The sequence below is a fragment of the Nonomuraea thailandensis genome (assembly GCF_024172165.1).
Taxonomy (GTDB): domain Bacteria; phylum Actinomycetota; class Actinomycetes; order Streptosporangiales; family Streptosporangiaceae; genus Nonomuraea; species Nonomuraea thailandensis.
The window spans coordinates 7620294-7632228 of record NZ_JAMZEB010000002.1 but is presented as its reverse complement, the minus strand read 5'-3'; the positions used below and the strand labels follow the sequence as shown (position 1 = coordinate 7632228).

The following is an 11935-nucleotide window of genomic DNA, read 5'->3' as shown; positions in this document are numbered from 1 at the left end:
ACCTAGACTTTACGGAAACACAAAAGTCTGGGGAGCGGGCGTGCGGGTGCGGGCGTTCATGGCCGGGGTGGCCACGGTGGCGGTGCTGGCCGGTTGCGGCGGGCTCGATGCGGCGCAGTCGTCGGGGGGCGACGGCAGGGCGGCGAAACCCGACTCCGCCACGATCTCCGACGCGAAGAAGAAGCTGGAGAAGCTGGCCGTCAAGGGCCGCGCCCCGCGGACCGGCTTCGAGCGCGACAAGTTCGGCCCCGCCTGGGCGGACGTGGACCGCAACGGTTGCGACACCCGCAACGACATCCTCAAGCGCGACCTGAAGGACGAGACGTTCAGGTCCGGCACCCACGACTGCATCGTGCTGACCGGCACCCTGGACGACCCGTACAGCGGCAGGACCATCGAGTTCAAGCGCGGCCAGGACACCAGCACCGACGTGCAGATCGACCACCTCATCCCGCTCTCGGACGCCTGGCAGAAGGGCGCCCAGCAGTGGTCGGCCACCAAGCGCAAGGAGTTCGCCAACGACCCGCTGAACCTCATGGCCGTGGACGGCCCGCTGAACGGCCAGAAGAGCGACTCCGACGCCGCCACCTGGCTGCCGCCCCGCAAGTCCTACCGCTGCACCTACATCGCCAAGCAGATCGACGTGAAGGCCAAGTACGGGGTGTGGGTGACGTCGGCGGAGAAGCAGGCGATGGAAGGCATCCTGGAGAACTGCTGACCATCACGTGATCGTCACGTAAGATCACGGGTCATGCGAGTGACCAGGCGCAGCCAAGCGATCGCAGCGTTAGCCCTCCTCACCGCCACCGTCACCGCCTCGCCGTCACCGGCGCAGGCCCGAGCCGCCAGTGTCGTGGTGCTCAGCTGGAACATCCACGGCGAGGACGCCGACATCGAAGCCATGGCCCGCGTCATCCGCGACAGCGGCGCCAACGTCGTCACGTTGCAGGAGATCCACCGCAGACCGGACGCCGACCAGGTGCGCCTGCTCGCCGACGAGCTGGGCTGGGACATCACGGACAACGCCCACTTCGGCGCGGGCGACGACGTGGGGCCCTGCGACGACCCGCAGCCGGGCAAGGCGGGCAACGCGATCCTGTCCTCGTACCGGATCGTCGAGCGGGTGACGATCAAGCTCACCGACTTCGCCACCTGCCCCGTCAACCGCTCCATGGCCGGGGCCAGGCTCGACCTCGGCGGCGGCGCGCAGGTCCGGGTGTTCACCACGCACCTGTCGCCCGGCCTGTCGCAGACCTCCATCGCCCGCCGCGAGGCGCAGGCCGCCAAGGTGCTCGACTACTTCGGCACCAGGACGGGGCTGATCCTCACCGGCGACTTCAACGCGCTGCCGACGGACGCGCTGTCGAAGCGGTTCGTCAGCGCCGGCTGGGCCGACACCGGCGCCCGGTACGCCAACAAGCCCACCCTCGGCGACGCCCGCATCGACTACGTCTACACCCGAGGCGTCACGACGACCAGCGGGTCCGTGCTCTCGTCCACGCTGTCCGACCACCGGCCGCTCGTCATGAGAATGGTGCGCTAGGACGTGAGAAGGCCGGCCCGCGGACCGCGGGCCGGCATCGTCACCGTGTTCGGGGATCAGTCGTCGTCGCCGTCGTCACCGTCGTCGTCCTGGTCGTCGTCGTCCTGGTCGGCCTGCTGCTTGGTGACCTTGCCGGAGGTGGCGTCCACGTCCACCTCGTGCCGCTCGGTGCCCTTGGTCAGCTCCAGCTCCCAGGCGTCGGCCTGCTGGCCGCGGCTGTCGAAGTCGAGCTCGCTGACCCAGGACCCCGGCACCTCCTTGAGGGCGATCCCGATGGCCTGTTCGGCCGTGACCTTGGGGGCGACCGCGGGGGCGGCGGTCTCGGCGGCCTCGGAGGCGTAGGCGGCGGTCGCGTAGACCGCGCCGCCGGTCGCGGCGAGGGAGATGATTCCGGCAACGATGAGCTTCTTGGTGATTCGCATGGCTCCACGTAATCGCGATCCCCGGTAACCGGGCGCTAAAGGCCGGTTAAGGCGACGAGAAGGTGACCTCGACACGGGCGCCGCCCCGCGCCGGCCTGGAGACGGTCAGCCCGCCGCCCGCGGACTCGGCGGTGCGCCGGGCTATGTCGAGGCCCAGCCCCGTGGAGCCGCCCCCGCTGCTGCCCCGCTCCAGGAAGGCGGGGTCGAACCCAGGCCCCGCGTCCTCCACGGCCAGCAGGGCGCCCTTGGCGCGGGGCTGGAGCCGGACCGCCATGGCGGCCCCCTCCGGGGTGTGCGCGAAGACGTTGCCGAGCAGCGCGTCCACGCACGCCGCCAGCTCCTCGGCCCCCACCGCGACCTGCAGCGGGGCGTCGGGCACGGAGACCGACACCTCCCGCCCCTGGTCCTCGGCCAGCACCGACCAGAAGCGCACCCGCTCGCGCACCACCGCCGAGGCGTCGCAGGAGTCGCGCCCGGCCGAGCGCCGCCGCGCCTCCGTGATGATCGCGCTCACGGCCCGCTCCAGCGCGTCCACCCGGGCCTGCACCCGCGCCGCCTCCTCCGGGTCGCGCAGCGACTCGGCGTCCAGCCGCAGGCCCGTCAGGGGCGTGCGCAGCCGGTGCGAGAGGTCGGCCACGGACTCCCGCTCGGCCGCCAGCAACTCGTCGATGCGCCCGGCCAGATGGTTGAGCGCCAGCGCCACGGAACGCACCTCGGGCGGCCCGCCGGGCTCGGCCCTGGCCGTCAGGTCGCCGCCGGCCAGCCGGTGCGAGACCCGCGCCAGCCCGTCCACCGGCCGCGTCACGGCCAGCGCCAGCCGGTCGGCCAGCACGATGCCCAGCGCCACCAGCCCGATCCCGAGCAGCGCCAGCGCCAGCCACGCCTCCCGGACACCCCGCATGAGCTCGGAGTCCGGCACGAACACCCTGATCACGGCCGTCCCTCCGGGTGACTGCGCCGAGACCAGCACCTCCCTGCCCCCGCGGGCCTCGGCGGTGACGCTGCGCCCGGTGGCCGCCAGGCGTACGGCGTCGGACCGAGCGGCCTGCTCGCCGAGCGTCCGCCCCTCCGGCAGGAACACCGTCACGGGCCGCGACACCTGCTCCACCGCCAGCCCCAGGTCGGGCGTGCCCACCGCGACCGCCACGGACTCGGCCGCGGCCGTGGCCCGGCTCATCGCCCCGTTCTCGGCCACCGCCCGGATCAGCAGCGCCATCGGCACCAGCAACGCGATCAGCACCAGCGACGTCGTGGCCGCGACGAGCAGCGCCAGCCACCGCCTCACGACGGCTCGACCAGCTTCACGCCCACGCCGCGCACCGTGTGCAGGTAACGCGGCTCGGCGGCCGTCTCGCCCAGCTTCCTGCGCAGCCACGACAGGTGCACGTCCACCGTCTTGTCGGCGCCGCCGTAGGGGAGCTGCCACACCTCGGTCAGCAACTCCCGCTTGGTGACCACCTCGCCCGGCCGGGCGGCGAGGTAGTGCAGCACGTCGAACTCGCGCGGCGTCAGGTCCAGCGCCGCCCCGTCCAGCGTGGCGGTCCGCGCCCGCGGATCCACCCGCAGCGCCCCCACCTTCAGCGGCTCCTCGGGCGCCACCCCGCCGACCCGCCGCAGCACGGCCCGCACCCGCGCGTCGAGCTGCGCCGCGCTGTACGGCTTGACCACGTAGTCGTCGGCCCCCGCGTCCAGCACCGGCACCATCTCGGCGTCCCCGTCGCGGGCCGTGGCCACGATGACCGGCACCCGGCTGACCGCCCGCAACATCCGCAGCAGCTCCACCCCGTCGAGATCGGGCAGCCCCAGATCGAGCACGATCAGGTCGGGCCGGTCCTGGACGGCCAGCCGCAGCCCCTCCAGCGCCGTGGGGGAGGAGGAGACGGCGTGGCCGAGGTCCCGCAGCCCGCGGCTCAGCGCCGTACGGATCGCCACGTCGTCCTCGATGAGCAGGATGTCCGCCATATACAGAAACGTAGACGGTCATCGCCGCTGCTCCGGGCAGCCTTAGCGTCGCCTTAACCTGGCCTTAGCCGTACGTGGGGAAATCTGAGTGGCATGAAGAAGCTCGTCGTCGCCTGGGTGGTCACCGCACTCGCGGCCACCGGCGCCGCGGTGGCCGTGCTCGGCCTGCTCGGCAACGGCCTGACCGGCACCGACAGCCACGTGCTCGACCGCGACGACGTCCGCGCGGCCCTGGCCACCGCCACCACCCGCGCCGCCGCCACGGCGAGTGCCGCGCCGTCGCCGAGCTCGCAGGGCAAGCTGATCCGCAGCGCGGGCGGTACGGTGATCGCCTCCTGCGACGCCGGCGGCCTGGTCACGCTGCGCTCCTGGAGCCCCGCCCAGGACTACTCGGTGGACGAGGTCGAGTCGGGCCCGGCACGGGAGGCGAAGGTCGAGTTCGAGCCGGACGAGGGCGAGGAGCTCGAACTGAAGATCACCTGCGTCGGCGGCGCGCCGGTCTCCCGCATCGGCGGCTAGGGACGAGGATCAGGAGACCTCGGCGCTGAGCGCCGACTTGGTCAGCTCCGCCTGGCGGCGGATCTGCCCCAGGACGATCTCGTTGACCCCCTTGGCCTCGAACGTGGCGACCATCTTGTCCATCACCGCGTTCGCCCGCGCCAGGTCCCCCTGCCGCGCCTCCGCCCTGGCCAGGCGCCGCATGGCGAGGTTCAGGGTGATGTTGTCGATGCTCGCGTCACGCGCGACGGCGGTGAGGTGCTCGATGCCCTGCTTCGGGTCCGGCGGGCGGACGCGCAGCCGGTTGCCGGGCGTCAGCTCCTTGAACTCCCGCTCCGCGTTGAGCCCCTTGACCAGGCGGGCGTAGACGGCCAGCGGGTGGTCGCCGTACCGGCCGATGACCTCGTCCAGCGCCTCGTTGCCCGAGCGCAGCGCCGGCGAGTCGGAGCCCATCAGCGAGAACAGCTTGCCCTGGTCCTCGCCCAGCATCAGCTCGGCCACCAGGTGGTCGTCGCGGGTGACCGGGAAACGCACCCTGACCGGGCAGACGGGCGAGACGATGCGGGAGCCGTCGGCGGCGATGTACTGGGCGCGCAGCTGGTACTCGCCGGGGAGCTGGAAGTAGTGGCCGTCCCGGCCGTGCCCGAGGTACGCGCTGCGGTAGATGGCCGGGTTGCCCGGGTCCAGGCGGATCTCGGGGGAGGTGTCCACGCAGTGCCGCATCATCGGCCGGTACAACACGGTCCTGCCGCCCGGCTGGGTGATCGAGACCTGGGTGAACTCCGTGTCGGGGTGCAGGTGGCCGTGCGTCGTGCGCGGCTCGCCGGTGCAGGCGAGCTTGAGCTCCACCACGACGGGCTCGCCCAGCTCGTACGACTCCTTGGCCCGCACCTCCAGCCGCAGCCCCGAGTGGTCCTCGACCGGCTGCTCGAAGGGGTCGATCTCGGCGGCGCCGGTGCCGAAGGCGTTGGCGCCCATGGCGACGTCGCGGTAGAAGCCGTGGCGCAGGTGGACCAGCTCGGCGTCGGTGAACTGGAAGGGGAAGGCGGCCCAGTAGCCCTGCTCGCCGCCGGGGCGGTAGTTCTGCACGTAGTTCATCCACGACAGGTCGCCGAAGCCGCCGTTCGGGCCGAGGGGCTGGGGCGGGCTGGCGAGGTTCTTCTGCCAGGAGTGGAGCAGGTTGAAGGCGTGGCCGAGCTCGTGCACGTACGTCCGTAACTGCGCCCGCTGCGCCTGCGGCGTGTCACCCTTGATCGCGTCGTAGAAGACCGCGGCCCCCTGTCGCTGGTGCGCGTCGTTGTAGTCGAACATGATCCCGCGGTAGCCGCCCACGTGCTTGCTGGCCACCAGCAGCCACAGCCGCCACGCCACCGCGTCCCCGAACGCGCCGAAGTGCCGCGTCATGGCGTGGTGCAGCTCCGCGTCGTCCCACGCCACATCCGTGCCCGACCCCTCGACCGGGATCACCCCCGGCTCGGCCAGGGTCAGCTCGACGCCCGCCTCCGCGTACGCCGACACCAGGGTCAGCTCCCTGGCCGGCGACCCGGCCGGCCCGGGCAGCGACCCGGTGCGGTAGGCCACGAACGGCGCCGTCCCGACCACGGAGTCCTGCTCCAGCAGCGCGCTGCGGAAGTACGGCGAGACGAACGACACCTGGTAGGTGCGCCCCGCGACCGCGGCCGTCCCGGACTCCCCGGTGATCGTGACGCTCACGTCGCGCACCGGCGTGGCGAACGTGAAGTCCCCGCGCCCCCGCATCCGCCCCGCCTCCACAGCGGGGGCATGGATCACGAACGAGCCGACGTAGGAGGTGGTCGCCCCGGCCACCGTGAACAGGTCGCCGCTCACCCGGCCCATGGGCCTGGCGCCGTCGACGTCGACGCGCAGCTCCAGCCGGGAGTCGCCGTCCTGTCCCTGGTACAACCCGCTGATCATGGGAGCTCCCTGGGGGATCGCTGGGGGTTACACCGGGGAGACTTCTCCGACGGACAGGCCCTGTCAACGACTCCCGCGAACTTCGAGCGCCTCCAGCAGTTCCTCCGAAGCCCTGGTGATCGCCTCGACGGCCCGGTCGAAGGCCTCCGCGTTGTGCGCGGCGGGCGCGCGGAAGCCGGAGATCTTCCTGACGTACTGCAACGCCGCGGCCCGCACGTCGTCCTCGGTCACGCTCTCGGTGTACGGCGGGCGGAGGGTCTTGATGCTTCTGCACATGCCACTAACCGTAATATCCGATGCGCTGGCTTATCTCCTGAGCGCCCGCCACCAGCGCCGCGCCCACCTCCGCCAGCCGGTCGGGCGTCAGCCGGTAGGAGGGCCCCGAGGCGCTGACCGCGGCCACGACCGACCCGTCGGCGCCCCTGATCGGCGCCGCCACCGCGTTCAGCCCGACCTCCAGCTCCTCCACCGTGGCCGCCCAGCCGCGCTCCCTGATCTCGCCGAGGCGCAGCCCCTCGACCGTGGTGACGGTGTGCGGCGTGTAACGCTCCAGTTCGGGGCCGAGCTGCAGCACGCCGTGGGCCAGCAGCACCTTGCCGCTGGAGGTGGCGTGGGCGGGCGTGCGCTGCCCGACCCAGTTGTGCCCGCTGATCGCCGCGGGGCCGCGTACCTGGCTGACGTTGACCGCGTCGCCGCCCCGCCCGACCGCGATGTTCACGGTCTCGCCGATCTCCTCCGCCAGCCGCAGGCACACCGGGCGGCTCTCGCGCGACAGGTCGAGCTGCGCGGTGGCGGCCCCGGCCAGCCGTACGACGCCGAACCCGAGCCGGTAACGGCCGCGCTCGCCGGTCTGCTCCACCAGCCCGCCCTGCTCCAACGCCGCCAGCAGCCGGAACGCCGTGGACTTGTGCACGTCGAGCGCGGCGGCCAGGTCGGTCACTCGCGTGGCCCCGTCACGCGCCAGGATCTCCAGGATCGCGATGGCACGATCGACGGACTGAACCGACGTGCTGTTGCCCATGGCGCAACACAATAGCCTCAGCCCGGCGCCAGCTCACCGCCGAAGTCGAGCGCGATCTTCCGCATGCGCTCGGCCAGGTCGTCACGGTCGAGCGCGTCGATCCGTTCGGCCGGCCCGGACACCGACATCGCGGCCACCACCCGGTCGCCGTCGCACACGGGCACGGCCAGGCAGTGCACGCCCAGCTCCTCCTCGCCCAGGTCCATGGCGTAGCCGCGGCTCCTGACCCGCCCCAGCTCGGCGAGCATGTCGGACACGTCGGTGATCGTGTTGGGGGTGCGGCGCGGCATGCCGGTGCGCTCGAACACGGCGACCGCCTCGGAGGCGGGCCGCCCGGCCAGCATCACCTTGCCCACCGCCGTGCTGTGCGGCAGCACCCGCCGCCCGACCTCGGCGAACATCCGCAGCCTGCGCGGCGAGGGCACCTGCGCCACGTAGACGACGAAGTCGCCTTCGAGCACGGCCAGGTTGGCGGTCTCGCCGGACAGCTCGACCATCTTGGTCAGGTACGGCTGCGCCCACACCCCGACCATGCTCTCCGCGATGCCGCCCAGCCGTACCAGGCCGCCGCCCAGGGCGTAGCGCCGGTCGGACTCCTGGCGCACGTAGCCGCGGGCGAGCAGGGTCTGCAGCAGCCGGTGGATGGTGCCGTACGGCAGCCCCGTCCTGGCGGCGATCTCCGACAGCCCCGCCTCGCCGCCATGCTCGGCCAGCGCCTCCAGCACGTCCAGCGCCCGCTCCACGGACTGGACGCTCACAGCGTCACCCCGCGCAGGGAGGCGTCCATGACCTCGGCCGTGTGCGCCACCCTGATGCGGCCGCCGGCGCGCCGCACGGCGGCGGCGATCTGCATCGTGCAGCCGGGGTTGGCGGAGACCAGCAGCTCGGCGCCGGTCGTGCCGACCGCCGCGGCCTTCCTGTCGCCGAGGTCGCGGGCCGCCCCGGGCTGCAGCAGGTTGTACGTGCCCGCCGACCCGCAGCAGATGGCCGACTCGGGGATCTCGCGCAGCTCCAGCTCGGGGATGGCGCTCAGCAGCTCGCGCGGCTGCGCCCGCACGCCCTGGGCGTGGGCCAGGTGGCAGGCGTCGTGGTAGGCGACGGTGAGCGGCAGCGGATGCCGCTTGGCCACGGGGCCCAGCTCGGCCAGGTACTCCGACAGGTCCGCCACGCGGAACGGCGGCTCGTGCCCCAGCAGCTCGGCGTACTCCTTCATGGAGGAGCCGCACCCGGCCGCGTTCACCACGACGGTCTCGACCCCGGCCCGCTCGAACGCCCTGACCGTCCGCGACGCCAGCCGCCTGGCCTGCGCGTCGCGCCCGGAATGCACGCTGAGCGCCCCGCAGCAGCCCTGCTCGGGCGGGACGACCACGTCGCAGCCCTCCAGCGCCAGCACCCGCGCCGTGGCCGCGTTGACCTGCGGGAAGAACTCCCGCTGCACGCACCCGAGGAGCATCCCCACGGTGGCCCTGCGCTCGCCCCTGGCCCTGACCAGGCGCGGCAGGCGCTGCCGGTGCTCCACGCGCGGCGCCAGCGCGGCCATCGCGCCCAGGCTCGGGTTCGCGCGGGCCAGGAACGGCGCCATCCGCTCGGCCAGCCACATCGTCGGCCGCAGCAGCCGCAGCCGCCGCGGGTAGGGGAACAGGCTGAACACGATGCCGCGCACCGCCCGGTCCTGCGGCTCGCGCACGTGCTGCCGCTCCACCTCGACCCTGGTCAGCTCGATCAGCCGGTCGTACCTCACCCCGGACGGGCAGGCCGTCACGCACGCCATGCAGCCCAGGCAGGCGTCGAAGTGGCCGGCCATCTCGGGCGTGATCGGGGTGCCCTCGACGTGCTGCTTCATCAGGTGGATGCGGCCGCGCGGGGAGTCCATCTCCTCGCCCCACAGCGCGTACGTGGGGCAGGTCGGCAGGCAGAACCCGCAGTGCACGCAGTCGTTGATCAGCTTCGGGTCCATCAGATGCCTCCCACGAACCGGCCGGGAGACATCCTGCGCCCCGGGTCGAACCGTTCCTTGACCCGCCGCATCAACGGCAGGCCGCTCACCCGCCCCCACCGGTCCAGCCCGTCGTACGGGGCCGCGAGCACGTGCGCCCGCGCCCGTTCGCGCAGCCGCGACAGGGCGGCGGCCAGCTCGTCCTCGGCGGGCTCCCGCCGCGCCTCCAGCAGCACCCGCCCGCTCATGGCCGAGCCGCGCAGCGCCATCCCGGTCCCGGCGACGGCGTCGAGCACGGCCGCGGTGTCGTCCGGGAGGAACCGCAGCTCGATCAGCACCTCGTCCCGCTCGATCAGCCCCCACCAGGAGGGCTGGTCCGCGGTCGGGGAGCCGCCGCCGATCAGCTCGCGCAACGTCGCGGCCCTGGCCTCGGCCGCCGTGCCCTCCACCAGCGCCGCCAGCGTGAGCGGCCCGTCCGGATCCGGCCAGTCCACCTCGACGGCGCTCGGCTCGGCCTGCGAGGCCGCCAGCGCCGCCGCCACCGGGGCCACCTCGGCGCGCTCCAGCCCGGCGACGACCCAGCGGCGGTCGGGGGGCAGCGGGTGCAGGCGGAAGGTGGCCTCCGCGATGACACCGAGCGTGCCGTACGAGCCGGTGAAGAGCTTGCCCAGGTCGTATCCCGCGACGTTCTTGACCACCTTGCCGCCGGAACGGGCGATCGTGCCGTCGGGCAGCACCACGGTGATGCCGATGAGCAGGTCGCGGGCGGTGCCGTAGCGGAAGGAGCGCGGGCCGGGCAGCGCGGCGGCCAGCGTGCCGCCGACCGTCGTGTCCTCGGTGAAGGGCACGTCGAGCGCCAGCTCCTGCCCCTTGTCCGCGAGCGTGCCCGCCAGCGCGTCCATGGTGACGCCGGCCTGCGCGCGTACCACCAGGTCGCCCGCGGCGTGCTCCAGGATCTCGTTCATGCAGCACAGGTCGAGCAGCACGTCGCAGCGCTCGGGCGGCGGGCCCCAGTGCAGCTTCGTGCCGCCGCCCGCCGGCACGACCGCCAGGTCCCGCTCGGCGCAGGCGCGCAGCACGGCCGCGATCTCCTCGACGGTCTCCGGCAGCGCCACCCAGCGGGGTGTCACGCCGCGGACGGCGTCACCCTCGCCGGCCTGCCTGACCGTCACCCCCTCGATCAAAACTGCTCCGCCTTCCCCGACTCGACCAGCGGATGCACGCCCTTGCGCACGCCCGGCACCTCGCCGCACAGGCGCGGGGTGGGGAACACCTTGCCCGGGTTCGCCAGCCCCTGGGGGTCGAACGCGCACCGGACGAGCTGCATGGTGTCCAGGTCGTCCGCGCTGAACATCTTCGGCATGTATCTGGACTTGTCCACGCCGACCCCGTGCTCGCCCGTGATCGAGCCGCCGTGCTCGATGCACAGGTCGAGGATCGCGCCCGACACCACCTCGGCCCGCTCGCCCGCCCCCGGCTCCGCGTCGTCGAACAGCACCAGCGGATGCAGGTTGCCGTCACCGGCGTGGAAGACGTTGGCCACCCTGATGCCGTGCTCCGCCGACAGCCGGTCGATGGCGGCCAGCACGGCGGGCAGCGACGTGCGCGGCACCACGCCGTCCTGCACGATGTAGGCCGGGCTGATGCGCCCGACGGCGGCGAACGCCGACTTGCGGCCCTTCCAGATCGCCGCCCGCTCGGCCGGACCGGCCGCCACGCGCAGCTCGAACGCGTTCGCGCAGAGCTCGCGGAGCTGGGCGAACTGCCGCTCCACCTCCGCGGCCGGCCCGTCCAGCTCCACGATCAGCACCGCGCCGGCGCCCTCGGGGTAGGAGCAGGCCACCGCCGCCTCGGCCGCCTCGATGGCCAGCGCGTCCATCATCTCGATCGCGGCCGGCACGATGCCCGCGCCGATGATCGCCGAGACGGCCTGCCCACCCTGCTCGATGCTCTCGAACGCGGCCAGCACCGTGGTCACGGCCTCGGGCGCGCGGCACAGCCGTACCGTGATCCTCGTGGCGATGCCCAGCGTGCCCTCCGAGCCGATGAACGCGCCGAGCAGGTCGTAGCCCGGGTCCATGCGGTCGAGCGTGACCAGGTCGCCGTCCGGCGTGACGATCTCGCACGCCTCCACGTGGTTGACGGTGAAGCCGTACTTCAGGCAGTGGGCGCCGCCGGAGTTCTCCGCGACGTTGCCGCCGATCGAGCAGACCTGCTGGCTGGAGGGGTCGGGGGCGTAGTAGTAGCCGCGGTCGCGGACGGCCTCGGTGATGGCCAGGTTGGTCACGCCGGGCTCCACGACCGCGCGGCGGTTCGCCAGGTCGATCTCCAGGATCGCGCGCATCCTGGAGGTGACGATCAGCACGCCGTCCTCGCGGGGGAGCGCGCCCCCCGACAGGCCGGTGCCCGAGCCCCTGGCCACGAACGGCACGCCGTGCTCGTTGCACAGCCGTACCACCTGGGCGACCTGCTCGGCCGTACCGGGCAGCACGACCACGCCGGGGGTCGCCCGGTGGTAGGTGAGGCCGTCGCACTCGTACGTGCGCAGTCGCACCGGGTCGGTGATCACCGAGTCGCCGGGCAGAAGCGAACGCAGAGCCGCGACGAGCGTGTCCATC

Annotated in this window: 13 protein-coding genes; 3 read left to right on the top strand and 10 right to left on the bottom strand. The window is 73.1% G+C overall.

Annotated elements, in window-relative coordinates; all coding sequences use genetic code 11:
* The first annotated feature begins 40 nt into the window (after positions 1-40).
* Both HD597_RS38795 and HD597_RS38790 read left to right on the top strand, forming a co-directional pair.
* Positions 41-718, top strand: coding sequence for an HNH endonuclease family protein (locus HD597_RS38795; protein WP_253749072.1), 678 nt, complete (start codon positions 41-43; stop codon positions 716-718).
* A gap of 33 nt (positions 719-751) precedes the next feature.
* On the top strand, positions 752-1543 hold the full coding sequence (locus HD597_RS38790; RefSeq protein ID WP_253749070.1) for an endonuclease/exonuclease/phosphatase family protein: 792 nt from the start codon (positions 752-754) through the stop codon (positions 1541-1543).
* A gap of 56 nt (positions 1544-1599) precedes the next feature.
* Here the strand turns inward: HD597_RS38790 and HD597_RS38785 are convergent, their stop codons facing one another.
* From HD597_RS38785 to HD597_RS38775, 3 genes are read right to left on the bottom strand one after another with little or no spacing between them, the layout of a single operon-like run.
* The gene (locus HD597_RS38785) at positions 1600-1965 is read right to left on the bottom strand and encodes a PepSY domain-containing protein (RefSeq protein WP_253749068.1); all 366 of its coding nucleotides are present in this window, start codon (positions 1963-1965) and stop codon (positions 1600-1602) included.
* 46 nt (positions 1966-2011) lie between these two features.
* On the bottom strand, positions 2012-3250 hold the full coding sequence (locus HD597_RS65060; RefSeq protein WP_308210777.1) for a sensor histidine kinase: 1239 nt from the start codon (positions 3248-3250) through the stop codon (positions 2012-2014).
* Entirely contained in the window at positions 3247-3927 is a 681-nt protein-coding gene (locus tag HD597_RS38775; RefSeq protein ID WP_253749066.1) for a response regulator transcription factor, read from the bottom strand. The genes HD597_RS65060 and HD597_RS38775 overlap by 4 nt, the downstream gene beginning before the upstream one ends.
* Positions 3928-4020: 93 nt before the next feature.
* Here HD597_RS38775 and HD597_RS38770 point away from each other — a divergent pair, with 93 nt between their 5' ends.
* The gene (locus HD597_RS38770) at positions 4021-4446 is read left to right on the top strand and encodes a hypothetical protein (RefSeq protein WP_253749064.1); all 426 of its coding nucleotides are present in this window, start codon (positions 4021-4023) and stop codon (positions 4444-4446) included.
* A gap of 9 nt (positions 4447-4455) precedes the next feature.
* On the opposite strand, the gene HD597_RS38765 is transcribed toward HD597_RS38770, so the two are convergent.
* The 7 genes from HD597_RS38765 to HD597_RS38735 all read right to left on the bottom strand — a co-directional run bounded on the left by HD597_RS38765 (position 4456) and on the right by HD597_RS38735 (position 11934).
* Positions 4456-6360: a zinc metalloprotease gene (locus HD597_RS38765; RefSeq protein WP_253749062.1), complete on the bottom strand. Its 1905-nt coding sequence runs from the start codon at positions 6358-6360 to the stop codon at positions 4456-4458.
* Positions 6361-6423: 63 nt separating this feature from the next.
* On the bottom strand, positions 6424-6636 hold the full coding sequence (locus tag HD597_RS38760) for a DUF2277 domain-containing protein (RefSeq protein ID WP_253749057.1): 213 nt from the start codon (positions 6634-6636) through the stop codon (positions 6424-6426).
* 4 nt (positions 6637-6640) lie between these two features.
* Positions 6641-7381, bottom strand: a complete 741-nt coding sequence (locus tag HD597_RS38755; RefSeq protein ID WP_253749055.1) for an IclR family transcriptional regulator — start codon at positions 7379-7381, stop codon at positions 6641-6643.
* A gap of 17 nt (positions 7382-7398) precedes the next feature.
* Entirely contained in the window at positions 7399-8139 is a 741-nt protein-coding gene (locus HD597_RS38750) for an IclR family transcriptional regulator (RefSeq protein ID WP_253749053.1), read from the bottom strand.
* Positions 8136-9338, bottom strand: a complete 1203-nt coding sequence (locus tag HD597_RS38745; protein WP_253749051.1) for a (Fe-S)-binding protein — start codon at positions 9336-9338, stop codon at positions 8136-8138. The genes HD597_RS38750 and HD597_RS38745 overlap by 4 nt, the downstream gene beginning before the upstream one ends.
* Complete coding sequence (locus tag HD597_RS38740; protein ID WP_253749048.1) at positions 9338-10501, bottom strand: FAD-binding oxidoreductase; 1164 nt, start codon at positions 10499-10501, stop codon at positions 9338-9340. The genes HD597_RS38745 and HD597_RS38740 overlap by 1 nt, the downstream gene beginning before the upstream one ends.
* Complete coding sequence (locus HD597_RS38735; protein ID WP_253759636.1) at positions 10498-11934, bottom strand: FAD-linked oxidase C-terminal domain-containing protein; 1437 nt, start codon at positions 11932-11934, stop codon at positions 10498-10500. The genes HD597_RS38740 and HD597_RS38735 overlap by 4 nt, the downstream gene beginning before the upstream one ends.
* Position 11935: the final 1 nt, after the last annotated feature.

What these genes read in the sequence shown, in the direction of transcription:
- HD597_RS38790 (WP_253749070.1), top strand. Translation starts at nt 752, where the DNA reads ATGCGAGTGACCAGGCGCAGCCAAGCGATCGCAGCGTTAGCCCTCCTC.
- HD597_RS38785 (WP_253749068.1), bottom strand. Translation starts at nt 1,965, where the DNA reads ATGCGAATCACCAAGAAGCTCATCGTTGCCGGAATCATCTCCCTCGCC.
- HD597_RS38775 (WP_253749066.1), bottom strand. Translation starts at nt 3,927, where the DNA reads ATGGCGGACATCCTGCTCATCGAGGACGACGTGGCGATCCGTACGGCG.
- HD597_RS38770 (WP_253749064.1), top strand. Translation starts at nt 4,021, where the DNA reads ATGAAGAAGCTCGTCGTCGCCTGGGTGGTCACCGCACTCGCGGCCACC.
- HD597_RS38765 (WP_253749062.1), bottom strand. Translation starts at nt 6,360, where the DNA reads ATGATCAGCGGGTTGTACCAGGGACAGGACGGCGACTCCCGGCTGGAG.
- HD597_RS38760 (WP_253749057.1), bottom strand. Translation starts at nt 6,636, where the DNA reads ATGTGCAGAAGCATCAAGACCCTCCGCCCGCCGTACACCGAGAGCGTG.
- HD597_RS38755 (WP_253749055.1), bottom strand. Translation starts at nt 7,381, where the DNA reads ATGGGCAACAGCACGTCGGTTCAGTCCGTCGATCGTGCCATCGCGATC.
- HD597_RS38745 (WP_253749051.1), bottom strand. Translation starts at nt 9,338, where the DNA reads ATGGACCCGAAGCTGATCAACGACTGCGTGCACTGCGGGTTCTGCCTG.
- HD597_RS38735 (WP_253759636.1), bottom strand. Translation starts at nt 11,934, where the DNA reads ATGGACACGCTCGTCGCGGCTCTGCGTTCGCTTCTGCCCGGCGACTCG.